The organism is Tepidiphilus olei (assembly GCF_006980705.1).
Classification (GTDB): domain Bacteria; phylum Pseudomonadota; class Gammaproteobacteria; order Burkholderiales; family Rhodocyclaceae; genus Tepidiphilus; species Tepidiphilus olei.
This window is the reverse complement of the sequence record NZ_SBHO01000001.1, coordinates 371,651-394,911: the sequence shown is the minus strand read 5'-3', so window position 1 is coordinate 394,911 and position 23,261 is coordinate 371,651. Positions and strand designations below refer to the sequence as shown.

19 protein-coding genes are annotated in these 23,261 nt (G+C 63.2%); 1 reads left to right on the top strand and 18 read right to left on the bottom strand.

What is annotated here, in order from left to right:
• Positions 1 to 5 precede the first annotated feature (5 nt).
• The 18 genes from EPD80_RS01975 to pilM all read right to left on the bottom strand — a co-directional run bounded on the left by EPD80_RS01975 (position 6) and on the right by pilM (position 20,733).
• Positions 6 to 863, bottom strand: coding sequence for a M23 family metallopeptidase (locus tag EPD80_RS01975; protein WP_142804732.1), 858 nt, complete (start codon positions 861 to 863; stop codon positions 6 to 8).
• 21 nt (positions 864 to 884) lie between these two features.
• The gene (locus tag EPD80_RS01970; RefSeq protein ID WP_142804733.1) at positions 885 to 1,541 is read right to left on the bottom strand and encodes a protein-L-isoaspartate(D-aspartate) O-methyltransferase; all 657 of its coding nucleotides are present in this window, start codon (positions 1,539 to 1,541) and stop codon (positions 885 to 887) included.
• Positions 1,538 to 2,296 (bottom strand): 5'/3'-nucleotidase SurE, encoded by a 759-nt coding sequence (surE, locus tag EPD80_RS01965; RefSeq protein WP_142804734.1) that lies wholly within the window; start codon positions 2,294 to 2,296, stop codon positions 1,538 to 1,540. The genes EPD80_RS01970 and surE overlap by 4 nt, the downstream gene beginning before the upstream one ends.
• 57 nt (positions 2,297 to 2,353) lie before the next feature.
• Complete coding sequence (locus EPD80_RS01960) at positions 2,354 to 2,737, bottom strand: sirohydrochlorin chelatase (RefSeq protein WP_142808986.1); 384 nt, start codon at positions 2,735 to 2,737, stop codon at positions 2,354 to 2,356.
• On the bottom strand, positions 2,734 to 3,486 hold the full coding sequence (locus tag EPD80_RS01955) for a tRNA threonylcarbamoyladenosine dehydratase (protein ID WP_142804736.1): 753 nt from the start codon (positions 3,484 to 3,486) through the stop codon (positions 2,734 to 2,736). The genes EPD80_RS01960 and EPD80_RS01955 overlap by 4 nt, the downstream gene beginning before the upstream one ends.
• A complete protein-coding gene (locus tag EPD80_RS01950) occupies positions 3,483 to 4,442 on the bottom strand; it encodes an MBL fold metallo-hydrolase (protein ID WP_142808984.1) in 960 nt (319 codons plus the stop codon). The genes EPD80_RS01955 and EPD80_RS01950 overlap by 4 nt, the downstream gene beginning before the upstream one ends.
• A gap of 254 nt (positions 4,443 to 4,696) precedes the next feature.
• Positions 4,697 to 5,173: a single-stranded DNA-binding protein gene (gene ssb / locus EPD80_RS01945; RefSeq protein ID WP_142808982.1), complete on the bottom strand. Its 477-nt coding sequence runs from the start codon at positions 5,171 to 5,173 to the stop codon at positions 4,697 to 4,699.
• Positions 5,174 to 5,183: 10 nt separating this feature from the next.
• Positions 5,184 to 6,383 (bottom strand): MFS transporter, encoded by a 1,200-nt coding sequence (locus EPD80_RS01940; protein ID WP_142808980.1) that lies wholly within the window; start codon positions 6,381 to 6,383, stop codon positions 5,184 to 5,186.
• 71 nt (positions 6,384 to 6,454) lie between these two features.
• A complete protein-coding gene (locus EPD80_RS01935; RefSeq protein ID WP_142808978.1) occupies positions 6,455 to 7,921 on the bottom strand; it encodes a glutamate synthase subunit beta in 1,467 nt (488 codons plus the stop codon).
• 23 nt (positions 7,922 to 7,944) lie between these two features.
• Positions 7,945 to 12,624 (bottom strand): glutamate synthase-related protein, encoded by a 4,680-nt coding sequence (locus EPD80_RS01930; protein ID WP_142808976.1) that lies wholly within the window; start codon positions 12,622 to 12,624, stop codon positions 7,945 to 7,947.
• A 218-nt stretch (positions 12,625 to 12,842) separates the two neighbouring features.
• Positions 12,843 to 13,961 carry a deoxyguanosinetriphosphate triphosphohydrolase gene (locus EPD80_RS01925; RefSeq protein WP_142804742.1) on the bottom strand — a complete coding sequence of 373 codons (1,119 nt, stop codon included), beginning with the start codon at positions 13,959 to 13,961 and terminating at the stop codon, positions 12,843 to 12,845.
• A gap of 1 nt (position 13,962) precedes the next feature.
• On the bottom strand, positions 13,963 to 15,042 hold the full coding sequence (gene aroB, locus EPD80_RS01920) for a 3-dehydroquinate synthase (protein ID WP_142808973.1): 1,080 nt from the start codon (positions 15,040 to 15,042) through the stop codon (positions 13,963 to 13,965).
• Positions 15,035 to 15,595: a shikimate kinase gene (locus EPD80_RS11435; RefSeq protein ID WP_142808971.1), complete on the bottom strand. Its 561-nt coding sequence runs from the start codon at positions 15,593 to 15,595 to the stop codon at positions 15,035 to 15,037. The genes aroB and EPD80_RS11435 overlap by 8 nt, the downstream gene beginning before the upstream one ends.
• Positions 15,596 to 15,712: 117 nt before the next feature.
• Positions 15,713 to 17,869, bottom strand: coding sequence for a type IV pilus secretin family protein (pilQ, locus tag EPD80_RS01910; RefSeq protein WP_260677337.1), 2,157 nt, complete (start codon positions 17,867 to 17,869; stop codon positions 15,713 to 15,715).
• 5 nt (positions 17,870 to 17,874) lie between these two features.
• Positions 17,875 to 18,417 carry a pilus assembly protein PilP gene (locus EPD80_RS01905; RefSeq protein WP_142808967.1) on the bottom strand — a complete coding sequence of 181 codons (543 nt, stop codon included), beginning with the start codon at positions 18,415 to 18,417 and terminating at the stop codon, positions 17,875 to 17,877.
• A complete protein-coding gene (gene pilO, locus EPD80_RS01900) occupies positions 18,414 to 19,082 on the bottom strand; it encodes a type IV pilus inner membrane component PilO (protein WP_142808965.1) in 669 nt (222 codons plus the stop codon). The genes EPD80_RS01905 and pilO overlap by 4 nt, the downstream gene beginning before the upstream one ends.
• Entirely contained in the window at positions 19,079 to 19,666 is a 588-nt protein-coding gene (locus tag EPD80_RS01895; RefSeq protein ID WP_142808963.1) for a PilN domain-containing protein, read from the bottom strand. Before EPD80_RS01895 ends, pilO begins: the two co-directional genes overlap by 4 nt.
• Positions 19,663 to 20,733, bottom strand: a complete 1,071-nt coding sequence (pilM, locus tag EPD80_RS01890; RefSeq protein ID WP_142804749.1) for a type IV pilus assembly protein PilM — start codon at positions 20,731 to 20,733, stop codon at positions 19,663 to 19,665. The genes EPD80_RS01895 and pilM overlap by 4 nt, the downstream gene beginning before the upstream one ends.
• A gap of 112 nt (positions 20,734 to 20,845) precedes the next feature.
• Between pilM and EPD80_RS01885 the strand changes: the two genes are divergently transcribed.
• Positions 20,846 to 23,254, top strand: a complete 2,409-nt coding sequence (locus EPD80_RS01885) for a penicillin-binding protein 1A (RefSeq protein WP_221928774.1) — start codon at positions 20,846 to 20,848, stop codon at positions 23,252 to 23,254.
• Positions 23,255 to 23,261: the final 7 nt, after the last annotated feature.

Genomic DNA, 23,261 nt, shown 5'->3' with positions numbered 1-23,261 from the left:
CCTCCTCAGCGTGACGGTAAGAGTCTGAGCGGGTCGACCGCTTGACCGGCCTTGCGGATCTGGAAATGCAGTTTCGGCTGCTTCACGTCCTTCCCGGTCTGGCCGATGGCCGCGATCACCTCACCACGCTTGACCTGCTGGCCCTCCTTGACGAGGACTTTGCTGTTGTGGGCATACACCGAGACGTAGTCGTTGGGATGCTGGACGATCACGATGAGTCCATAGCCCTCGATCCCCTCGCCGGTGTAAGAGACCGTACCATCGAGCGCTGCGCGCACCGGATCACCCATCTTGCCGCCGATGTCGATGCCCTTGACGCTCGTGCCGTTGAAACGGGTCAGGAGCGGCCCGTCTGCCGGCCATTGCCAGCCCTCGCCTGCCGCCGGCGCCTTGTCTTCGGCCTTCGGGGCGACGGGCGCGGACGTTGCCTCTGCACCGGTTCGCCCGCCCTTGGGCGAAGTCACCACCGGCGCAGCGCTCACCGCCTGAGGCGCACCATCGAGCGGCACCGGAACCACTTGCACTCCACTCGCCTCGGCCGGCGACGAAGACGGACCTTCGCGAACCCTGAGGGTCTGTCCAACGACGATGCGATTCGGATCGGAGAGCTGGTTGAGCGTTACCAGCTCATCGACCGAGACCCCGTATTGCCGCGCGATGCCGCGCAATGTCTCACCGGGTTGAACGACGTGATGGACCGGGCCAGGGGCCGCGGGTGTCGCTTGCGTTGCCGTCGCTGACGCAGCCATTGGAGCGCCCGTCGATCGATCGGCCACCGGCGCTTTGACCGCGCTCGAACAACCCGCCAAAATCCCTGCCAAGCCCAAGAGGAAGGCCACTCGGCGACCCCACCCTTTCGTCATCTCAAGGCTCCTTCCAAGCATTTAACCCACTCCTCCCAGGAGGGGCACGAAACGTACCGGTTCATGCTCTGAGAGCACGATGCCGGAAGAAGTTCGGTCGACCACCCGCAACGACTGGACCGCATCGCCCACCGGCATGACCAGCCTTCCGCCCAAAGAGAGCTGCTCCACGAGCGCGGGCGGAACGACGGGCGCCGCCGCAGCGACGATGATCGAATCGAACGGCGCCACCTCAGGCAGCCCCAACATACCATCGCCGTGTTTCAGGCGAACGTGCGCGAAACGAAACGGCCGAAGATTCTCTCGCGCCAGATCGAAGAGCGCCCGGATGCGCTCGATACCGTAGACTTCCGGCGCGAGTTGCGCCAGCAAGGCCGTTTGATACCCGCAACCCACACCCACTTCCAGCGTACGCCCCGGCTCGCGGCCGGCGAGCAGCAACTCCAGCATCCGCGCCACCACATAGGGCTGGGAAATCGTCTGCTGAAACCCGATCGGCAGGGCGATGTCGTCATAGGCCCGAAGCTGCAGCCCTTCCTCGACGAAATGGTGGCGCGGGACACGCTGCATCGCTTCGAGCACCCGTTCATCGCGAATACCTTCGTGACGCAACTTGTCGAGCAAACGATCGAGCGCACGCGAAGAAATGGCATCGAAGCGTACTGCAGCATGGTTCATGGAGCGCCCGTCTCCTGCAACCAACCTTCTACCTCGGGCAGCAACTCATAGTGCGTCAGGTCCATTTGCAAAGGGGTGATGGACACGTAACCTTCGGCGACGGCATGGAAATCGGTCCCCTCGCCCGCCTCGGCCGCCTTCCCCGCCGGGCCGATCCAATAAACGGTCTCTCCCCGCGGATTTTTGGCTGGGATCACGGGCTCGGCCTTGTGTCGCCTTCCCAGACGCGTGACCCGATACCCTTTCAATTGTGGCAAGGGTAGATCAGGGATATTGACGTTCAACAGCACCGCCTGGCGCGACAAGGGCTTGGACAAGAGCCGCTCGACCAACCGACGAGTGACGTAGGCCGCGGCGGAAAAATCCTGTGGCGACTTGCTCACCAACGACACGGCGAGCGACGGCACCCCCAGCAGATACCCCTCGGTCGCGGCCGCCACCGTACCCGAATAAACGGTGTCGTCGCCCATGTTCGCCCCGATGTTGATGCCCGAGATGACCATGTCCGGCTGCACGTCGAGCATGCCGGTCACCGCCAAATGGACGCAGTCGCTCGGCGTGCCATTGACGAAATAGAACCCGTTGGGCGCCCGTCGCACGATGAGCGGACGATCGAGCGTGAGCGAATTGCTCGCCCCGCTGCGGTCGCGTTCCGGCGCAACCACCGTCACGTCACCCAAGGTACGCAGCGCGTGTGCTAGCGCCTCCAGGCCAGGAGAGAAATAACCATCGTCGTTGCTGAGCAGGAAACGCATGGATCATTCGCGAGCTATCGTTCGTGCATCGATATTACCACAGTGATCCCGAGCGTTTCATTCGCCTGCCCCGATCCATTCCAAAACGGTCGCGGCCATCGCCTCCCGGACCCTCTCGGATTCACCCAAGGCTGGCAGCACCTCGAACGAGACGTCTGGATACGCTGCGCGCAAAGGCGCCAACAAACGCGGCAGGTCCTCGCGCAGATGACCGCCGACGGCAATGAACACCGGAACCAGCGTCACTCGCCGATGGCCAAGCGCGAGCGCTGCCTCTACCGCTTCGGACAGGCTGGGCGCGAGAAATTCCAGGAACGCCGGCTGCACGAACGCCTCGGGCAACGCCTGCCGCAGCCGTTGCGCCAAGGCGAGCACCGGTTCCGCCCACCGCGGATCGCGCGCCCCGTGCGCGAAGAGAATCACCGCAGGTACCCCGCTCATCGCTCCTCCTGCACCAGCCATGCAACGACGCGCTCGGCGGCGATCAGCCCCATCGTGGCCGTCATCATCATGCTCGAACCGTAGCCGGCGCAAGCGAGTCCGGCGCGAGCATCGCATTGGGCATCGCGGCGCATTGGCTCGGGCGAGAACACCGCCGGTATGCCGAAACGGCCCCGGCCACGCGGAAACCCATACTCGCGACGCAACGAAGCTCGTGTCTTCGCCAGCAACGGGTCTTGTACGGTGTGCGCCAGATCCGCCACCTCGAGTCGCGCCGGATCGCGCTTGCCTCCGGCTGCCCCCGTCATCACGAGAAAAATTCCCTGCGCCCGACAGTGCGCCGCCAACGCCGCCTTCGCGCGGACCGCATCGACGGCATCGATCACCGCGTCCATCCCGGCGGCGAGCGCGGCGCAATTCTCCGGCGTGAGGAAGTCGTCGATCAGCTCACACGACAATGAAGGATTGATGTCGGCCAAGCGTTCTGCCATCGCTTCCACCTTGGCACGCCCCAGCGTCGAGGAAAGCGCATGGATCTGACGGTTGCAGTTCGATTCCGCCACCACGTCGAGATCGATGAGGCGCACTCCCCCCACGCCGCTGCGCACGAGCGCCTCGGCCGCCCAGGAACCGACCCCGCCCACGCCCACCACCGCCACTTTGCTTTGCTGCAAACGGGCAAGCGCGCCTTTGCCGTAGAGACGCTCGATCCCCCCGAAGCGTCGCTCCAGTTCGACTGCTTCACTCATCCGGTACTGACCAGCTGCTGCCGATCCAGCCACACGCCCAGACCCTGGGCATTGAGCTCGAGATCCATACGTAGCAACTCGATGAGCGCATCCCCCCGCACTAGCCAGCCCTGACGCTCCGCTTCCTCGTGCATCAAGGCATGCAAACCAGCGAGGATCTCCAGATGCCGCGCCACTCCTTCGCCGCGGGCCGACCGGGCCACCTCGACGTAGGCATCGATCAGACGATGCAGGTCGGTCGCCAAGCGCTCGAGCTCACGCACGCGCCCGAAATGGGTCAAATAGGCGGCCGAGGGACGGGCGGCGAGAATGCGATCGATGGAGGCATGGAGCGCCTCCGGTTCGAACTCGGTGGGCGTCGTCGTCGGAATCACCGACGCCCGTCCCGCAACGTCCAGCTCCCGGTATGAGACGCCGAAAGTGTCTCCCGTAAAAACGGCCTGTGCCACCGAATCATGAATCACCACGTGGTGGCGAGCATGCCCCGGCGTATGCCACACCGTCAGTGCGCGCGATCCCAGAAAGAACACCTGCCCGTCATCCACCGCGATCACCCGCTCCGGGGGCACCGGCACCAAATGGCCGTACATGGCATACGCTTCGGCTTCACCATAGACGGCAGCGGCTGCCTGCCATAGCCGCGAGGGATCGATCATGTGGCGCGCACCACGCGGATGTACCACCAGCCGGGCGTTGGGCAAGGCCGCCATGAGATGCCCCGTTCCGCCGGCATGATCCAGATGCACGTGCGTGAGCAGCACGTATTCCACTCCCTGGGGCGCAACGTGGCTCGCCGCCAGCGCTTCCAAGACCCGCGGCACCGAGGCATTCACCCCCGTATCGACCACCGCTGCCCGCCCATCCTGCACGATCAGGTGCACCGCGGCCAAACCCGGACGCAGATAGCCCGTATCGACGGTAAGTACTCCGTCCTCGTGTGCAATCACGTAATCCACGTCATGCCCTTCCCTATGGACATCTCGAACGATCTACCGTGCGACCGCATGGCGGCGCTACGCGCTCGCTTATCCATGACATTGCCTCGCATTCCACGCTCCGGAATCTTTGCCCTGCAAGCGCTCGCGTTGGTTCTTTTACAGTGCCCCCGTAATGGCCGTTACCTTCCTCGATTCCGCGGCACGGATATTCGGTCCATCCGAAAAAAACGAATCTTTCGGCGCACATGAAAATTCTGACCGAGGCACGGCCCCTAGAACGGAATGTCGTCTTCCTCGAAACCGTTGTCGAAATTCTTTTTGGCCGTCGATGCAGACTGAGCACCTTGCCTAGGCGCAGTGGCGGGCGAAGCGTTTCCCTCATCCAAAGGCGCATCGGGCCCGGCTCCCGCACCACCGCGCCCACCGAGCATCTTCATCACATCGGCCCGAATCTCGGTGGTATAGCGTTCTTGACCGCTCTGGTCGGTCCATTTGCGCGTGCGCAGACTTCCCTCGATGTAGACCGACGAACCTTTGCGCAGATACTGCGCGGCGATCTCGGCGAGCCGCCCGAAAAGCACCACGCGATGCCACTCGGTGGCCTCCTTGCGCTCACCCGTGGCCTTGTCCTTCCAAGTTTCGGAGGTGGCCAGCGAAAAATTACACACGGCCTCGCCGCTGGGCATGTAGCGGGTCTCGGGGTCACGGCCGAGGTTACCAACCAAGATCACTTTATTGACTGATGCCATCGTTCCATCCTCATAAAGATTGCGAATCTTGCGGGCGTGCCGGAGGCTGCAACCCGAGGCTCAAAGCATACCACGCGAGCGCGAGCCCCGCCGCCACCCAGTGGATCGCCTGAGGAGAGAGGTGCTGTGCGATCAACCCGCCCATCCATCCACCGCAAAACAACCCTAAAGATTGCAAGGTGTTATAAACGCCAAGTACCGCCCCTTTCCGTTGCGGCGACGCGATGCGCGATACCCAAGAAGGTTGGGTCGCTTCCAGAATGTTGAAGGCGATGAAAAATGCTGTTAGACACAGTCCGATCGTCCATAGATCCCTCGCCCACAGGGCAAACCCCAGTTGCACCACGGCAAGCAGCGCGATGGAGGCGAGATAGACCGTTTTCAGGCGGCCACGCCGCTCAGCGAAGACGATGGCGGGCACCATCACCGTGAAGGAGAAGAGCACCGCGACCAAATAAACGCTCCAGTGATCTTCCAGTGGCAGTGCGCCATGCTTGACCAGCGCCCCTGGCACGACCACCCACATCGCCATCTGGATGAAATGCAACGAGAACACGCCTACATCGAGCCGAAGCAGACGCCCGTCCTTGAGCACTGCCCACAGGGAGGCGCGAGACGCGGCCACGGGCGCGGCCGGTCGTGACGGAGTGGGCACGCTGCGCCAGACCATCACCGCCGCGCCGGCGGCAAGCACGCCCGTGAGGAGAAAGATGCCGCGCATGCCCACCAGGCCGTAGAGCGCCGGCCCCAATACCAGAGAGAGGGCGAAGGAGAGACCGATGGTCGAGCCGATCATGGCCATGGCGCGCGTGCGGTGCGTCTCGGGCGTGAGGTCGGCCACCAGTGCCGTCACGGTGGCCGAGATCGCCCCCGCGCCTTGCAGCGCTCGCCCCACGGTGACCCAGTGCAGATCCGGCGCAAACGCAGCCACGAGGCTGCCTACCACGAAGAGGGCGAGTCCGGCGACGATCACCGGTTTGCGCCCGAAGCGGTCGGAGGCCGCGCCGAAAGGAATCAGCAACACCGCCTGGGTGAGACCGTAAATACCGATCGCCAAGCCGATCGCCGCCTCGTTCCCGCCACCGGGCAGATGCCGCGCGTATTCGGCAAAGACGGGCAGGATCAGAAAGAGCCCCAGCATGCGCAGCGCGAAGACCGCGGCGAGCCGCACCACGATCAGTCGTTCGCTGCGAGAGAGTCGATCGTCCATGCACACTCCAAAAAATGAAGCCGGCCACGAAGGCGGCCGGCTTCCTCGAGATTCATGACGAAGCCTGCCGATCAGGCCGGCAGGATGCTCTCGCCCATCAAATAGAGATCGACCGCACGGGCCGCTTCCCGCCCCTCACGGATCGCCCAAACGATCAGCGACTGGCCGCGGCGCACGTCCCCGGCAGCGAACACGCCCGGCACGCTGGTGGCGTAGGCTCCAGGGCCTTCGGTCGGCGCCGCGGCGTTGCCGCGCGCATCTTTTTCCACGCCGAAGGCTTCGAGCAGTGCCCCGAGCGGATGGACGAATCCCATGGCAAGCAGCACGAGATCGGCGGGAATCTCGAATTCCGAGCCCGGGATCTCTTTCATCTGCCCGCCACTCCAGTCGAGCCGCGCCAGGCGCAGCGCGCGCACGCGGCCATTCTCACCCAGGAATGCCTTGGTGAGCACGGCGAACTCGCGTTTCACCTCCCCTTCCAGGTGAGAGGTCGAGGTACGCAGCTTGTTCGGCCAGTAAGGCCAGGTGAGGGCCTTGTCCTCCTGCTCGGGCGGACGGGGCATGAGCTCGAGCTGGGTCACCGATTTGGCACCGTGGCGAATCGCCGTTCCCACGCAGTCGGCGCCGGTGTCGCCGCCGCCGATCACCACCACGTGCTTGCCCTTGGCCGAGATCGGATTGGGTGCGTCGCCAGCCACTTCGCGGTTCTGCGGGATGAGGAATTGCAAGGCGAAGTAGATGCCCTCGAGCTCGCGTCCCGGCACCGGCAGATCGCGCGGCACTTCCGAGCCCGCGGCGAGCACCACCGCGTCGAACTCACGGCGCAGCTCCTCGGCGGAGACGAAACTCTTGGCCGCGTTTTGGATTGCGGCGGGAGTATCCGACGCCCCGACGAGCACGCCGGTGCGAAAACGCACCCCTTCGGCCTCCATCTGCGCCAGCCGCCGGTCGATGAGCCATTTCTCCAGCTTGAAGTCGGGGATGCCGTAGCGCAGCAGGCCACCGATGCGGTCGTTCTTCTCGAAGAGCGTCACCTCGTGCCCGGCGCGCGCCAATTGCTGCGCCGCCGCCATGCCCGCCGGACCGGAGCCGACCACCGCGACTTTCTTGCCGGTCTTGCGTTTGGGCGGATGCGGCAGCACCCAGCCGCGTTCCCAGGCGAGGTCGATGAGGAAACGCTCGATCGACTTGATGCCGATGGCATCATCGTTGATGTTGAGCGTACAGGCCGCCTCGCACGGTGCCGGACACACGCGGCCAGTGAATTCGGGGAAATTGTTCGTCGCATCGAGCGCGTTCCAACCCTCGCGCCAGCGCTTGCGATAGACGAGGTCGTTCCAGTCCGGGATGAGGTTATTCACCGGACAGCCGTTGTGGCAGAAAGGAATGCCGCAGTCCATGCAGCGCGCGCCCTGGATCGTCGCCTCGTTCTCCGAGAGTCGATGCACGAACTCCTTGTAATGCCGGATCCGCTCGGGAACCGGATCGTAGGCTTCCGTGACGCGGCGGTATTCGAGAAAACCTGTGGGTTTACCCATTTCCTTGCAGTCTCCAGAGAGAATCAGGCCATGCTGGCCGCACGCGCGGCAGCGAGTTCGCGCAGCGCCCGACGGTATTCATGAGGCATCACCTTGACGAACTTGGCGCGCCACAGGCTCCAGTGCGCCAGGATCTCCTTGGCGCGGCGGCTGCCGGTGAGGCGCGCATGACGCTCGATGAGCCCTTTGAGGATGAGCTCATCGCCCATCGTCAGGTGGTCGATGCGAACGAAACCGTGCGTCTCGAGTTCGGGGCCGAAGTCGGACTGCGCCCTAGCCTCCAGCTCCTCGGGCAGGGGCTCGAGCGCCACCTGCACCTGGTTGCACTTCTGCGCGAAATCCCCGTCGATGTCGAGCACGTAGGCGATGCCGCCCGACATGCCGGCGGCGAAATTTCGCCCCGTGCGCCCGAGCACCACCACCGTGCCGCCCGTCATGTATTCGCAGCCGTGGTCACCCACGCCCTCGACGACGGCGACCGCCCCCGAATTGCGCACGGCAAACCGCTCGCCGGCCACGCCGCTGAAGTAGGCTTCGCCCTCGATCGCCCCGTAGAGCACGGTGTTGCCGACGATGATGTTCTCCGGCGCCTCGCCGCGGAAGACCGGATCGGGGCGCACGATGACGCGCCCGCCCGAGAGCCCCTTGCCGACGTAGTCGTTGGCCTGGCCGATCAGGTCGAAGGTAACGCCGCGCACGAGGAAGGCGGCGAAGCTCTGCCCGGCCGTGCCGCGGAACGTGAAGCGCACCGTATCGTTGGGCAAGCCTTCATGGCCATGGCGCTCGGCGATGCGGCCGGAGAGCATCGCGCCCACCGTGCGGTTGACGTTGCGGATCGGCACCTCGGCGTGCACCACCTTGCGCGCCTCGATCGCCGGCTTGGCGAGTTCGAGCAAGCGCAGATCGAGTGCCTTGTCGAGCCCATGGTCCTGGGTCTCGCAGTGGTACGTGGCCACCCCCTCCGGCGCTTCGATGCGTGCGAGCACCTTGCCGAAATCCAACCCCTTGGCCTTCCAGTGATCGACGGCCTCACGCACGTCGAGCAGATCCACCCGGCCGATGAGCTCGTCGAACGTGCGCACGCCGAGCTCGGCCATGAGGCGACGTACTTCCTCGGCCACGAAGAAGAAGTAGTTGATCACATGCTCGGGCTGCCCGGAGAAACGCCGGCGCAGCTCGGGATCCTGCGTAGCCACCCCCACCGGGCAGGTGTTGAGATGGCACTTGCGCATCATGATGCAGCCGGTGACCACCAGCGGCGCCGTGGCGAAGCCGAACTCGTCGGCACCGAGCAGCGCGCCAATGACCACGTCGCGCCCGGTCTTGATCTGACCGTCGACCTGTACCCGTACCCGGCCGCGCAGGCGGTTCATCACCAGCGTCTGCTGCGTTTCCGCCAGACCCAGCTCCCAGGCCGAACCGGCGTGCTTGATCGAGGAAATGGGCGAAGCCCCCGTGCCGCCGTCGTGGCCGGCGATCACGATGTGATCCGCCTTGGCCTTGGCCACGCCCGCCGCGACGGTACCCACCCCCACCTCGGCCACCAGTTTCACCGAGATCGAAGCCTTCGGATTGACGTTCTTCAGGTCGTGGATGAGCTGGGCCAGATCCTCGATCGAATAGATGTCGTGGTGCGGCGGCGGCGAAATGAGGCCGACGCCCGGCACCGAGTGGCGCAGAAAGCCGATGTACTCGGTGACCTTGTGCCCCGGCAGCTGACCGCCCTCGCCGGGTTTGGCGCCTTGCGCCATCTTGATCTGGATCTGATCGGCATTGACGAGATATTCGGCCGTCACCCCGAAGCGGCCGGACGCCACCTGCTTGATCGCCGAGCGCAGGCTGTCGCCGGGCTTGAGCTCGAGATCGCGGGCGATGCGATGCGGTCCGATCACCTCGGAGAGCTTGGTCGGTTTGGCGATCGGTTTGAAGCGCGCCGGGTCCTCGCCGCCTTCACCCGTATTGGATTTGCCGCCGATGCGGTTCATCGCCACGGCGAGCGTGGTGTGCGCCTCGGTGGAGATGGAGCCGAGCGACATCGCTCCCGTGGCGAAGCGCTTGACGATCTCGCTCGCCGGTTCGACCTCTTCGAGCGGAATCGGCTGCGCCGCCTTGCGGAACCGGAAGAGGCCGCGCAGGGTCATGAGACGCCGGCTCTGGTCGTTGATGATGCGGGCGTATTCTTCGTACGTCTCGAAACGCCCCGAGCGCGTGGCATGCTGCAGCTTGGCGATGGCGTCCGGCGTCCACATGTGCTCCTCGCCGAAGCGCCGGTAGGCGTACTCGCCGCCGACGTCGAGCCGGTTCTCGAGGAAGAGGTTCTCGCCAAACGCCGCCCGGTGCAGGCGGATCGCCTCGTCCATCAGATCGAAGACGTCCAGCCCCTCCACCTGGCTCACCGTGCCGGTGAAGTATTTGTCGCACACCGACTGCTTGATGCCCACGGCCTCGAAGATCTGCGCGCCGGTGTAGGACATGTAAGTCGAGATGCCCATTTTGGACATCGTCTTCATCAGCCCCTTGCCGATGGCCTTGATGAAGTGTTTGACGTATTCCTTCTCCTGTTTCTCGTCGCCGTTGGCGAGCTCACGCAGCGTCATCAGCGCGAGATAGGGATGCACGGCCTCCGCCCCGTAGCCCGCGAGCACGGCGAAATGGTGCACCTCGCGCGCCGAGCCGGTCTCGACCACCAGGCCGGTGCGGGTACGCAGCCCCTTGTTGACCAGGTGCTGGTGGATGGCGGAAGTGGCCAGCAGCGCCGGGATGGCGACGTGCTCGGCATCGACTTTGCGATCGGACACGATGAGCAGGTTGTAACCATTGAGCACCGCATCCTCGGCCTGGGCGCACAGCGAGGCGAGCCGCGCCTCCACCGCCTCCTTGCCCCAGGACACGGGGTAGCAGATGTCGATCTCGTGGCTGCGGAAACGATCCTTGGTGAAACGGGCGATGTCGCGCAGCTTGGCCATCGCCTCGAAATCGAGCACCGGCTGCGGCACCTCCAGCCGGTAGGGCGGGTTGATTTCGTTCAGCTCCAGCAGGTTCGGTTTCGGACCGATGAAGGAGACGAGCGACATCACCATCTGCTCGCGGATCGAGTCGATCGGCGGGTTGGTCACCTGCGCGAAGAGCTGGCGGAAGTAATGGTAGATGGGTTTGGGCCGCTCCGAGAGCACTTCGAGCGGCGCGTCGTTGCCCATCGATCCCACCGCCTCCTCCCCCGTCTCGGCCATGGGATCGAGGATGAACTTGAGGTCTTCCTGGGTATAGCCGAAAGCCTGCTGCAGATCAAGGATGGGGACGTGCGACTGCGCCGCATACACGGCGGCGCTGCCGGGCGCGGGCAGGGAATCGATCTTGATGTTGATGCGCTGGATCCACTCGCGGTAGGGCTTGGCGTTGGCGAGCGTCTCCTTGAGCTCCTTGTCGTCGATGATGCGGCCCTGCTCCATGTCGATGAGGAACATCTTCCCCGGCTGCAGGCGCCACTTGCGCACGATCTTCTCTTCGGGAATCGGCAACACGCCGGCCTCGGACGCCATGACGACGAGATCATCGTCGGTGACGAGGTAGCGCGCCGGCCGCAAGCCGTTGCGATCGAGCGTCGCCCCGATCTGGCGGCCATCGGTGAAGGCCACCGCCGCCGGGCCATCCCAGGGCTCCATCATCGCCGCGTGGTACTCGTAGAAGGCGCGACGCCGCTCGTCCATGAGGGTGTGTGCCTCCCAGGCTTCGGGGATGAGCATCATCATGGCGTGGGCAAGCGTATAGCCGCTCATCACCAGGAGCTCGAGCGCGTTGTCGAAAGAGGCCGAATCCGACTGTCCCGGATAGATGATGGGCCAGAGCTTTTCCAGATCCTTGCCCAGCAAGGTGGATGAGACGCCCCGCTCGCGTGCCCGCATCCAGTTGTAGTTGCCGCGCAGGGTGTTGATCTCGCCGTTGTGCGCGATCATCCGGAACGGATGGGCGAGGTTCCACTTGGGGAAGGTGTTGGTCGAGAACCGTTGGTGCACCAGCGCGAGCGCCGACTCGGTGCGCGGATCGGCGAGGTCGCGATAGTAGCGCCCGACCTGGTCGGCGAGCAGCAGCCCCTTGTAGACCACGGTGCGCGCCGACATGGAAGGGACGTAGAATTCCTTGGCGTGCTCGAGCTCGAGCGCACGAATGGCGTTGGCCGAGCGGCGCCGGATCACGTAGAGCTTACGCTCGAGCGCATCCGTGACCATGATTTCCGGACCACGACCGATGAAGATCTGCCGGATCACCGGTTCGTTGGCCTTCACCGCCGGCGACATGGGCATGGTGCGATCGACGGGCACGTCGCGCCAACCGAGCACCACTTGTCCCTCGGCACGTACCGCCCGCTCGATCTCTTCCTCGCAGGCCAGGCGCGAGGCAGTCTCCTGCGGCAGGAAAATCATCCCCACGCCGTAGTCGCCGGCCGGCGGCAGGGTCACTCCCTGCTTGGCCATCTCTTCGCGGTAGAGCCGATCGGGAATCTGAATGAGGATCCCCGCCCCATCGCCTTGCAGGGGATCGGCCCCCACGGCACCACGGTGATCGAGATTTTTCAGGATCTCCAGCCCCTGGGTGACGATGTCATGGCGTTTGACGCCTTTCAGGTGGGCGACGAAACCGACGCCACAGGCGTCGTGTTCGAACTCGGGACGATAGAGACCGGCAGATGGCGACGATTCGGACATGGTCAGGCTTTCCTCGACTCGGATCCAATGACGGTGAAAGAAAGGGCGCGCCGCTGTGGCGCTACGGGATCGACCGGGTACCGTTACGAGAGACCGGCGGAGTATCCTGGCGCACGAAAAGGCGGCCAAACACTATACCGTCGAAGAGGCCGCCGATCAAGATCGGTCGAGGAAAAAATTTGTCCCCGACGTGATTGCGGTCAACACCAGAAAAAACCTCAGAACGCCTCTTCCAGACCGAAAATGCGGCGATGCTCGCGAACGGCATAGCGGTCGGTCATCCCGGCGATGTAATCGGCCAAGGCGCGACGGCCTTTCTCGGCGAAACGTCGCCGGTACCCCTCTGGCAGCAGCGAAGGATCGGTGGCATAGGCGGCGAAGAGCTCACGGATGATGCGCTGCGCCCGGCGGTTCATGTCGACCACTTTCGGGTGACGGTAAAGCTGGAGAAAGAGGAAACGCTTGAGCACTGCGACTTCTTCGCGCATCGCACTCGAATGCCGCACGAGCGGCGGCGCACGGCGTACGTCTTCGACGCAGGCGGGATCGGCTTCGGCGATGCGCCGCCGGCTCTCCTCGACGAGGTCGAGCACCATGAGCGAAATCATGCGGCGAATCGTTTCATGGATGAGCCGCTTGCGCTCCAGACCCGGATAGCGTGTTTCCACCTCGGCGCGCGTGCGCGCGAAAATCGGCACCGCCTCGAGCGCATCGAGGGTAAGGAGGCCGGAGCGCAGACCATCGTCGATGTCATGGTTGTTGTAGGCGAGCTCGTCGGCCAGGTTGGCGATCTGCGCTTCCAGCGAGGGCCGCAAGTCGCGGCGAAAACGCTCGGCCACCTCTCCCAGCCGGGCCCAGTGTTCCGGACGACAGTGCTTCAAAATGCCCTCGCGCGTCTCGAACATGAGGTTGAGCCCGTCGAATTCGGCGTACTTTTCCTCGAGTTCGTCGACGACGCGCAGCGACTGCAGGTTGTGCTCGAATCCGCCCTCTTCTTTCATGCACTCGTCGAGCGCCTCCTGCCCGGCGTGCCCGAAAGGCGTATGCCCCAGGTCGTGCGCCAAAGTGATCGCCTCGACCAGCACGTCGTTCACGCCGAGCATCTGGGCGATGGAACGGCCGATCTGCGCCACTTCCAGCGAATGGGTGAGCCGCGTGCGAAAGTGGTCCCCGACGTGATTGACGAAGACCTGCGTCTTGTATTCCAGCCGGCGAAAGGCGCTCGAATGCACGATCCGGTCACGGTCGCGCTGGAATTCGCTACGCGGCGCCGCGCTCGGCTCCGGGTGCCGGCGCCCGCGGCTCGCCGCTTCATGGACCGCGTACGGGGCCAGCATCTCAGCTCCTTGCTTCGATCGCGGCGCGCAACACGGATGGCGGCACGTCTGCCGTCACCACCGCCTTGCCGATCCCTTGGAGCAGGACCAAGCGTAGCCGCCCACCGCTCACTTTCTTGTCGCCGGCCATCCAGTGCAACATCTCATCCACCGGCAAAGCGGGCCCCTGCACCGGCAGGCCAGCCCGGATCAAAAGCCCCTCGATGCGCGCAAGCTCGCCCTCGTCGAGCCACCCGAGGCGCAAGGACACCTCGGCCGCCATCAGCATCCCCACGGCCACCGCCTCACCGTGCAGCCAATCGACGTAGCCTGTCCCCGTCTCGATCGCATGGCCGAAGGTATGTCCGAGATTGAGCAGTGCCCGTTCGCCGCGCTCGGTCTCGTCGGCTGCAACCACCTCGGCCTTGTTGCGACAGGAGCGCTCGATGGCAAAGGCCACCGGCCCCGGCTCCAGCGCGAGCAAAGCCTCCATGTGCCCCTCGAGCCAATCGAAGAAGGCGGCATCCCGGATGAGACCGTACTTGATCACCTCGGCGAGCCCCGCGCGCAGCTCGCGCAGCGGCAGGGTCGCGAGCGTGTCGGTGTCGATGAGCACCGCACGAGGCTGATGGAAAGCCCCGATCATGTTCTTGCCGCGCGGGTGGTTGATCGCCGTCTTGCCGCCCACGGAAGAATCGACCTGCGCGAGGAGCGTGGTGGGCATCTGGACGAAAGGAGCCCCGCGCTGCCAGGTGGCAGCGGCAAAACCCGTCATGTCGCCAACGACGCCTCCGCCCAGGGCGATGAGGGTGGTGGCACGCTCGGCGCGGGTATCGACGAGCGTATCGTAGACTTTTTCCAGTGTCTGCCAGTTTTTGTACTGTTCCCCGTCGGGCAGCACCACCGAGTCGACGCGCACGGCGTGACGCTCCAGCATGGTGGTCACGCGCTCGAGATAGAGCGGCGCCACGGTCTCGTTCGTGACGAGCACCGCGCGCGGCTGCTCCAGGTGCGGCAACAGCAACTCATGGGCCGTAAGCACGCCGGAGCCGATGAAAATAGGATAGGACCGCTCACCCAGATCGACGGCCAGCTCACGCATCCCCTTCTCCTTGCGCGATCACTGCCCTTTCCCCTCTACCTGACAGGTAGTCGCGTACCGCTTCCTCGACGCGCGCGAGCATGGCCGAGGGCTTCATCCGACCGCCATCGACGACGATGTCGGCCGCCTCGCGATAGAGCGGGTCACGCTGGGCATAGAGTTCGAAAATACGCTGCCGCGGCTGTGGCACCTGCAGCAGCGGCCGATGGCGGTCGTGCCGCAGCCGCTCCCACAGCACCTCTGGCGGCACGTGCAGATAGACGACGATGCCCCGACGACGCAGCTGAGCCCGATTCTCCGGCCGCAGCACCACCCCGCCGCCGGTGGCGAGCACGATGTCCTCGCGGCCGAGCAGTTCGGCGAGCAGCCGCGTCTCGCGCTCGCGAAATCCTTCCTCTCCCTCGACGGCGAAGATCGTGGGAATGGAGACGCCGGTGCGCACCTCCAATTCTTGGTCGCTGTCGATGAAAGCCAGCCCGTGTCGTGCCGCATAAGCGCGCCCGACGGTCGTCTTGCCGGCCCCCATCATTCCGATGAACACGATGGGCTCCACCCGATACGCTCACGTTCGTTGATCGGAATTAGTGTACCGTAAAAAGAGCGGTCATACGGCGTAAAAAAACCGCCCGTCGGCGACGGGGCGGGTCTTCGCGGAAGAAGGAACGTACGATCAGCGCAGACGCAGATCCTCGGCAATGATACGCGGAGTGAGGAACACCATCAGCTCTGTGCGCTGAGCCGTGTCTGCCTTGTTCCGGAAGAGATTCCCCAGGAGCGGGATGTCACCCAACCCTGGAACCTTATCGACCGAATTGGTTTCGGACTCCTCGAACAAGCCGCCCAGTACGACGGTGCCTCCATTTTCCACGAGGACATCGGTCGTTACCTCTTTCTTCAGGATGGGTGGATTACCCTGAACCGAGCGGGAGAAATCAGCACGATCCTTACGCACGAGCACCTTCATCCGCACTCGCCCGTCGGGCGTGAGCACCGGCGTCACCCGCAGTTCAAGCAACGCCTCCTTGAATTCGACGTCCTGCGTGGTCATGTTACCCACCGTCGAAGTCGTGGTATAGGGAATCTCGTCGCCAACGGCGATGCGCGCCTCGATGTTGTTCGCCGTCATGATCTTGGGATTGGAGACGATGCGACTCTTGCCCGTGACCTCTGCCAGATTGAGTTCCAGGTTGAGGAAACGTGTAGCCGAGCGATTGAAGATCGACAGGGCAAAAGTCGAAAACTGGCCGCCCGGTAGTGAGCTCTGCTGGTAGAACGGACGGTTGAAGGGGCCCACGGTGAAGAGTGCCCCATTTCCCAGACTACGGATGCGGGCATCGTCGAACGAAAGCTTGGCTCCGATCTCCTTGCCGAAATTCGACGACACCTCCAAGATGCGAGCCTCGATCACTACCTGACGCGGCGGCACGTCGATCTGTTTCAGCAGTTCACGCACCGCTTGCAGCCGCTCCTCGACGTCAGTGACGAAGAGCTTGTTGGTCCGAACGTCGTAAGTGGCCATGCCGCGGTCGGAGAGAATTTTTTTGTTACTACTACCACCACCCCTGCTCTCTTCCGAAATCATTTGATAGATCTCGGCCGCCGAATGATAATTGATTTGGAAGCTCTCGGTGAGCAACACGCCTTTTTCGATGCTCTGATTGAGCGCCTCGAGTCGTATTTTCTCGTGCTCGGCGAGCTCCTGGGCCGGAGCGACCCAGATGACATTGCCCTGCTGCCGCTTGTCGAGTTTTTTGTTCTGCAAAATGATGTCGAGGGCCTGATCCCAGGGCACGTCGACCAGGCGCAACGTGATCGTGCCTTGCACCGTATCGGAGACGACGAGGTTGAAACCGCTGAAGTCGGCCAACACCTGCAGCACGGCGCGTACGTCGATGTTCTGGAAGTTGAGGGTGAGCCGCTCGCCCTTGTACTGCGGCCTACCCACGAGCACTTTATTGGGGTCTTCCTGAATTGGCTGAATGTCGATGACGAAGAGTGTATCGGCCTGATAGGCGGTGTGTTGCCAATTTCCCTTGGGTTCGATCACGAGCACGGTGTCCCGCCCTCTGCGCTCGAAACGGAAGCTTTGCACCGGCGTGGCGAAATCGGTCACGTCGCTGCGCCGATAGAGCTCCTGCGGCAGAGCCGTTTCGGGAAAGACGATCTCGACGCGCTCACCGGCGCGGCGTAGATCCGGCGTGATGTCGGCGGAAGAGAGGCGAATCATCACTTTCCCCTCCCCTTCCGGGCCACGACGAAAATCGACCGATACGATGGAAGGGGTGCCTGCGGGCGCCGAGGCAGTCGAACTCGGCATGCCGCCACCGTCGCGCTGATAGGGTGCCAGTGCCTCTTGCGCCGAACTCGTACCCGTACTCGAAGACGCAGTCTGGAGTTCCACCCCCCACCCCCCTGCGACTTGGGTCAAGCGGTACTGCATCGGTTGGGAAAGCGCCAACACCACCCTCAGACGCCCTGCTCCCTCGACCGCGTAGATACGCTCGATGCCGCTGCGCTTGATCTCCCTGGAGGGAGTACCCAGCAGATTTTTGGCCTCGGGGAAATCCAGCACGATGCGTGAAGGGCTCGCCATCGAGAAATGCGAAGGAGCACCCACCGGTGCGTCAAAGACGAGATCCAGCCGAACCGCCCCTTCCCCCGACTCGACGAGGGAGACATCTTTCAGCGCGACCGAGGAGTCCGCAGCAGCCCATCCCGGGGGAGCGTAGGCAGCAAGAAGCACGAAACAGACCCCCAAAACGAACGATCTGAGCCAAAGCACGGCAGCATCTCCCTTGGCTGACGCGCACAAAGTGGTATAGCCCATGCGATTCATGGTTTTTCCTCCAGGTTCAATTCTGCCGTCCGCTTGACCCATTGATCGGCATCCCGCACCATCTCTTCTATCGTGATCTTGGTCTCTTGGATGTTTACGACACGGCCAAAATTCTGGCCGAGATAGGCACCGAGCCCGACGGGATAGACTCCGTCCGGAGCCTCGATCAAAGCCCTGATCTCGCTTCCTTTACGCAACACGCCCCTTAGCCTGAGTTCAGACAAAGAAAAACGCTCGAGCGGCTCCCGCGGCCGGGTCATGTCGGGTGCCGGCAGACCGCTCCCCGTGGCCGACTTCAGGGCAGGAGGAGCCAGACGACCGGGATCGAAAGGATCGGGCAAATCGTAAGCGGCATACGCGATGGAGGGGAAGGGGTGTACTGCGGGCAAAGGAGGTACCCGCCCTTTCATCCCCTTGGAAGACTCCTGCATCCATTGCTCGATGTCCGCGACCCCGGAAGGAGGCGCTTCCACGCACGCCACCAGCAATGTTGCTGAAATCAAGGCTGGTAGCGTGCTCCGAACGGAGGGAAAATTCATTTCTTCCTCCCTTGTGCCGACGGCTTGGGCTCATTTTTTGGGATTTCGTCTTCGTCGAGATAACGGTAGGTGTGCAAAGTCGCCTCGAACTTCAACCCGGATTCTTTCTGCGGAGAAATCTTCAGATCCCCGAAAGTCACGACACGAGGCATGGACGACACATCGCTCAGGAAACCGGCAATCTCGTGATAGCCACCATCGAGGACGATCGCCACGGGCATTTCCACGTAGAAGTCGCGCTTGAGCTCATCACCCGGACGAAACAGTTCGAAGCGCAAGCCCCGCTTCAAACCGATTTGATGCACGTCCTGCAGGAGACCGTCCATTTCGGACCTGCTCGGCAACTGCTTGAGCAGGGCACCGAACTGTGCCTCCGCCGTTCGCAACTGGGCACGATATTCGGGTAGATTGACCGCCTGGCGCTTCTTGGAGAGCCATTGTTCACGCAGCTGTGCTTCCTGAGCCCTGGCTTTTTCGAGCTCCATCGTCTGATCCCCCCAGAAAAACCACCAGGCGCCGGCAACGATCATGACGAAGACGACGATCATGACGAGGAATCGAGGCGCAGGGGGCCAGCGACCAGGGTCTTGCGGATCGAGATCGCGAAACTGGAGAAGCAGGCGATCGAGCGTCTGAGCCAAATCGAACGATGCCGTGCGTTTCATGGCTTACCCTCCCCCGCGTCGGGCGCCCCCATGGTTTCTATCGTCTTTCGATCCATCCGCAGCTGAAGCCCGAAACGAACCACTCGCTGGTTGTTACGGTCCAATCCTACCGTTTCGATCAGACGCACGTCGGTGAGGTAAGGGGAGGATTCGAGGCTTCGCATCGTCTCGGAGACTCGCGCATTCGACTGGGAGATACCGCGCAGGGTCACCAACGCATCGCGGCGCTCGAGCGATTCGAGGAAAGTGGCTTCGGGCAAGCGCCGAGGTAACTCATCAACGAGCAAAACCGGTTCGACCCGACGCGCACGCAAGGACTCGATGACGTTCTTGCGCGCGATGATGCCGTCGATGAGCGCTCGAAGATCTTTGAGTTCTGCCAGCTGCTTGTCGAGTTGGCCGATCTGCTCGGAGAGAAAGCGGTTGCGCCCTTGCTGCCGCTCGATGAGCCCGTCGAGATACAGCGAGCCCATCACTCCGACCAGGATTCCCGCTGCACCGGCCAGGCCCAGATGGACGTAAAAAAGGCGTCGACGGCGTTCTCTGAGCGCTTCGCGCCAAGGCAACAGATTGATGCGAATCACGATTCGAACCTCCGCAGAGCGAGACCGGTGGCGATGATCATCCGCGGTGCATCGACGGGTTGCAAGCGATCGCGCAATCGCGGATGAAGATGGAACCCTTTCCAGGGATCGGCCACTTCCACGGGCACGGCGACCCGCTGCCGGACGGCGTCGGGAAGCATCGGTAGCGCCGCCAAACCTCCACCCAAGACGACCCCATCGACGTGATCGGACGACTGAGTTGCAAAAAAATATTGCAAGGCGCGAGCGATCTCCTGGGCGAGGGTGTCACAAAACGGCGTCACCACCTGGGAGAGGAGGTCGATCGGCCAGCTCCGCTGCCGCATCATTTGCTCTACTTCCTGGGCGGTTTTCCCGCTGCGACGCATCAGTTCGTGTTCGAGTTGCCTGCCGCCGACGGGCTGGGTACGGTCGAAGATACGTTTGCCGCGATGGAAGATGAGCACTTCCAGGAGGTTCGCGCCGAGATTACAATGCGCCTCGATGCGATTCGACCTTTCCTTTTCTGCATTCCGGAACATCGCCCGCTGCCAGGCGAGCGACGCGACGTCGACCACGGCCGGCTGGGCATCGACGGCGTCGGCGAGCGCAACGAGCTCATCGACGCGATCTCGCCGCGCGGCGACGATGAAGGTTTCGACGGTATCCTCGATATGCCCGGGTCCCAGCACCTGCCAGTCGAGTGCGACCTCGTCGAGAGAGAAAGGCACGAAGCGGGCCGCCTCCATCATGACGAGCTCTTCGAACTCCCGCTCGCTCTGCATGGCGGCGAGTACCACCGATTTCATCATGACGACCGAGTCGGGCAGTGCGAAGGCCAGACGCTCCTTCCCTTTCCCGTGCATATCGAGCGCGCGACGTAGCGCACCGACCACCGCGTCGAAATCGACCACGGCATTGTCCACCATGGCCCCTTCTTTCAAAGCGACGATGGCACACTGCTCGATTTGCGGCGCATCGGGCGTGCCCGACAATTCGAGGGTTTTCACTGCCGAGGCCGACAGGTCGATGCCGATCAAACTGCCGATTCCCCCGTTCCCGAGCCCAAAAATCCGCTTCAAGTCCATCCGTCGTCTCCCTGCGGCCACGGCATACACCCATCCGATGTGCGAGAATTATAATCGGCATATCATGCAAACGACAACGCCCTTTGGCTCGGTATAATCAAAAGATTCTTCGATGGATATCCTCATGCCTTGGGTAAAATCCCTGCTCGTCGCCCTCCTGGCCTTGATCGCCACCGCTTTTGGCGTCATCGCCACTACAGCTGCGCTGGCCTGGCAGAAACTTCCCGAGCTCGATCAGATCCTCGACTACCAGCCGAAAATACCTCTGCGCGTCTATTCCGCCGAAGGGGAGCCGCTGGCCGAATTCGGAGAGGAAAAACGGGTGGTCTTGAACGTGCATGTCGTGCCCACACATCTCAAGCTGGCCATCCTCGCCGCCGAAGACGAACGATTCTACGAACACCCGGGCGTCGACGTGATGGGCATCGCGCGCGCTGCCTTGGTCAATTTCGTGCGCGGCGGGAGGGCGCAAGGCGCTTCCACCATTACCATGCAGGTGGCGCGCAATTTCTACCTCTCGCGTGAAAAGACCTTCAACCGCAAGTTTTACGAAATACTGCTCGCCTTCAAGATCGAGCGCGAACTCACCAAAGACCAGATCCTAGAGCTCTACCTCAACCAGATCTATCTCGGCCAGCGCGCCTACGGATTCGCCGCTGCTGCTCGTACCTATTTCGGCAAGCCCGTGCAGGAGCTCTCGCTGGCCGAGGCCGCACTGCTCGCCGGACTGCCCAAGGCTCCTTCGCTGCTCAACCCCCTGCGTAATCCCGAAGCATCCAAAAGGCGTCGTGAATACGTGCTCTCTCGCATGCTCGACGCGGGGTTCATCGACCGAGCGCAATATGAAACCGCGAGAGCCGAGCCGATCGTGCTCGCACAAGACCGCTCCCGTAAGGATCCCGCCGCCATCAATGACAATGGCGCTGGCCAGTACGTGGCCGAGATGGCCCGGCTCTTTGCGCTGGAACGTTTCGGAGAGGCGGCCTACACCGCCGGCATCCAGATTTTCACCACGATTCGTATCGAAGACCAGCGCGCGGCCGAGGCCGCCGTGCGACATGGCCTGCTGGCCTATGATCGGCGACACGGCTATCGCGGACCAGAAGGCTGGATCGCGCCCGAGGCCATCACCAAAGAGGATTGGGACGCACTCGACGCCCAGCTCTCCGGTTTCCCCGATCTACCCGATGCGCTGGCGGCCGTCGTAGTGGAAGCGGATGAGCGTAAGCTCGTCGTTTGGCGGCACGGCCAAACCATCGAATTCACCGGCAAAGCGCTCGATTTCGTACGCAGTAACATCGGAACCAAGATACCCGAAGCGAAACGGCTGCGTCCGGGTGCGATCGTACGTATCCGCGCACTTCCCGAGGGACGATGGGAATTGACGCAAATTCCCGAAGCCCAGGCCGCGCTCGTATCGATCGATGCCGATACCGGCGCCGTGCGCGCGCTCGTGGGCGGCTACGACTTCAGTCTCACCAAATTCAACCACGCCACTCAAGGTCAGCGTCAGCCGGGTTCCTCGTTCAAACCCTTCATCTACTCCGCCGCACTCGAGAAAGGCTGGGGGCCGGGCAGCTGGGTCGAGGACGAACCCATCAGCTTTTCTGCCGAAGTCACTGGCAGCAAAGACTGGGAACCCAAGAACTATGACAATCGTTATGAAGGATGGATGAGACTACGGGATGCAGTCGCCAAGTCCAAGAACGTCGTAGCCGTCCGCGTGCTCAATGACATCACGACGGGATACGCCCAGCAGTGGCTCACCCGTTTCGGTCTGGACCCGGCCAAGCACCCCCCCTATCTCGCAATGGCGCTGGGATCGGGCAGCGCGACCCCCTGGGAGATGGCACGCGCCTACGCGGTCTTCGCCAACGGGGGCTACCTCGTCGAACCCTACTTCATCCAGGAGATCCGCGACGCCCAGGGGAACCTCCTGCTTCGCGTACAACCCAAGGTTGCCGCACGGGATGCTCCGCGCGTCCTCTCGGAGCGCAATGCCTGGTTGATGGACTCGCTCCTGCGCAGCGTGGTCGAACGCGGCACCGCCACCGCCGCGCGCAAACTCAAACGCTCGGACTTGGCCGGCAAGACCGGTACCACCAACAACCAGGTCGACACCTGGTTTGCCGGCTATCAACCCAAGATCGTCGCCGTGAGCTGGCTCGGTTTCAGCCAGCCGCGCTCGCTCGGTCGCGCAGAGACGGGGGGGCGCGCAGCGCTTCCGATCTGGATCGAGTACATGGAGACGGCACTGCGAGGCCAACCCGAAGTCAAACGCCCCATGCCCGAAGGCATCTCGACCGTGCTACTCGGCGACGTGCCCGAATATCATTACAGTGAATTCCCACCCCCCGAGCCCTATCCACCGATGCCCGAATTCCCCGAATTCCTGTACGAGCATCCCGCCGCAAACGACACGAGTGAAGATCCTCTCTACGACCTCATTCGGCAACGAAGGCTACCGCAACCCGTGGAACCGAGGCACGCACCGATCCTGGAGCGTCCATTCCTGAACTGAATGCTAG

Bases quoted from the DNA above. Each gene is read 5' to 3' on its own strand.
- EPD80_RS01975 (WP_142804732.1), bottom strand. From the start codon at position 863: ATGACGAAAGGGTGGGGTCGCCGAGTGGCCTTCCTCTTGGGCTTGGCA.
- EPD80_RS01970 (WP_142804733.1), bottom strand. From the start codon at position 1,541: ATGAACCATGCTGCAGTACGCTTCGATGCCATTTCTTCGCGTGCGCTC.
- surE (WP_142804734.1), bottom strand. From the start codon at position 2,296: ATGCGTTTCCTGCTCAGCAACGACGATGGTTATTTCTCTCCTGGCCTG.
- EPD80_RS01960 (WP_142808986.1), bottom strand. From the start codon at position 2,737: ATGAGCGGGGTACCTGCGGTGATTCTCTTCGCGCACGGGGCGCGCGAT.
- EPD80_RS01955 (WP_142804736.1), bottom strand. From the start codon at position 3,486: ATGAGTGAAGCAGTCGAACTGGAGCGACGCTTCGGGGGGATCGAGCGT.
- ssb (WP_142808982.1), bottom strand. From the start codon at position 5,173: ATGGCATCAGTCAATAAAGTGATCTTGGTTGGTAACCTCGGCCGTGAC.
- EPD80_RS01940 (WP_142808980.1), bottom strand. From the start codon at position 6,383: ATGGACGATCGACTCTCTCGCAGCGAACGACTGATCGTGGTGCGGCTC.
- EPD80_RS01935 (WP_142808978.1), bottom strand. From the start codon at position 7,921: ATGGGTAAACCCACAGGTTTTCTCGAATACCGCCGCGTCACGGAAGCC.
- EPD80_RS01930 (WP_142808976.1), bottom strand. From the start codon at position 12,624: ATGTCCGAATCGTCGCCATCTGCCGGTCTCTATCGTCCCGAGTTCGAA.
- EPD80_RS01925 (WP_142804742.1), bottom strand. From the start codon at position 13,961: ATGCTGGCCCCGTACGCGGTCCATGAAGCGGCGAGCCGCGGGCGCCGG.
- aroB (WP_142808973.1), bottom strand. From the start codon at position 15,042: ATGCGTGAGCTGGCCGTCGATCTGGGTGAGCGGTCCTATCCTATTTTC.
- pilQ (WP_260677337.1), bottom strand. From the start codon at position 17,869: ATGGGCTATACCACTTTGTGCGCGTCAGCCAAGGGAGATGCTGCCGTG.
- EPD80_RS01905 (WP_142808967.1), bottom strand. From the start codon at position 18,417: ATGAATTTTCCCTCCGTTCGGAGCACGCTACCAGCCTTGATTTCAGCA.
- pilO (WP_142808965.1), bottom strand. From the start codon at position 19,082: ATGAAACGCACGGCATCGTTCGATTTGGCTCAGACGCTCGATCGCCTG.
- pilM (WP_142804749.1), bottom strand. From the start codon at position 20,733: ATGGACTTGAAGCGGATTTTTGGGCTCGGGAACGGGGGAATCGGCAGT.
- EPD80_RS01885 (WP_221928774.1), top strand. From the start codon at position 20,846: ATGGATATCCTCATGCCTTGGGTAAAATCCCTGCTCGTCGCCCTCCTG.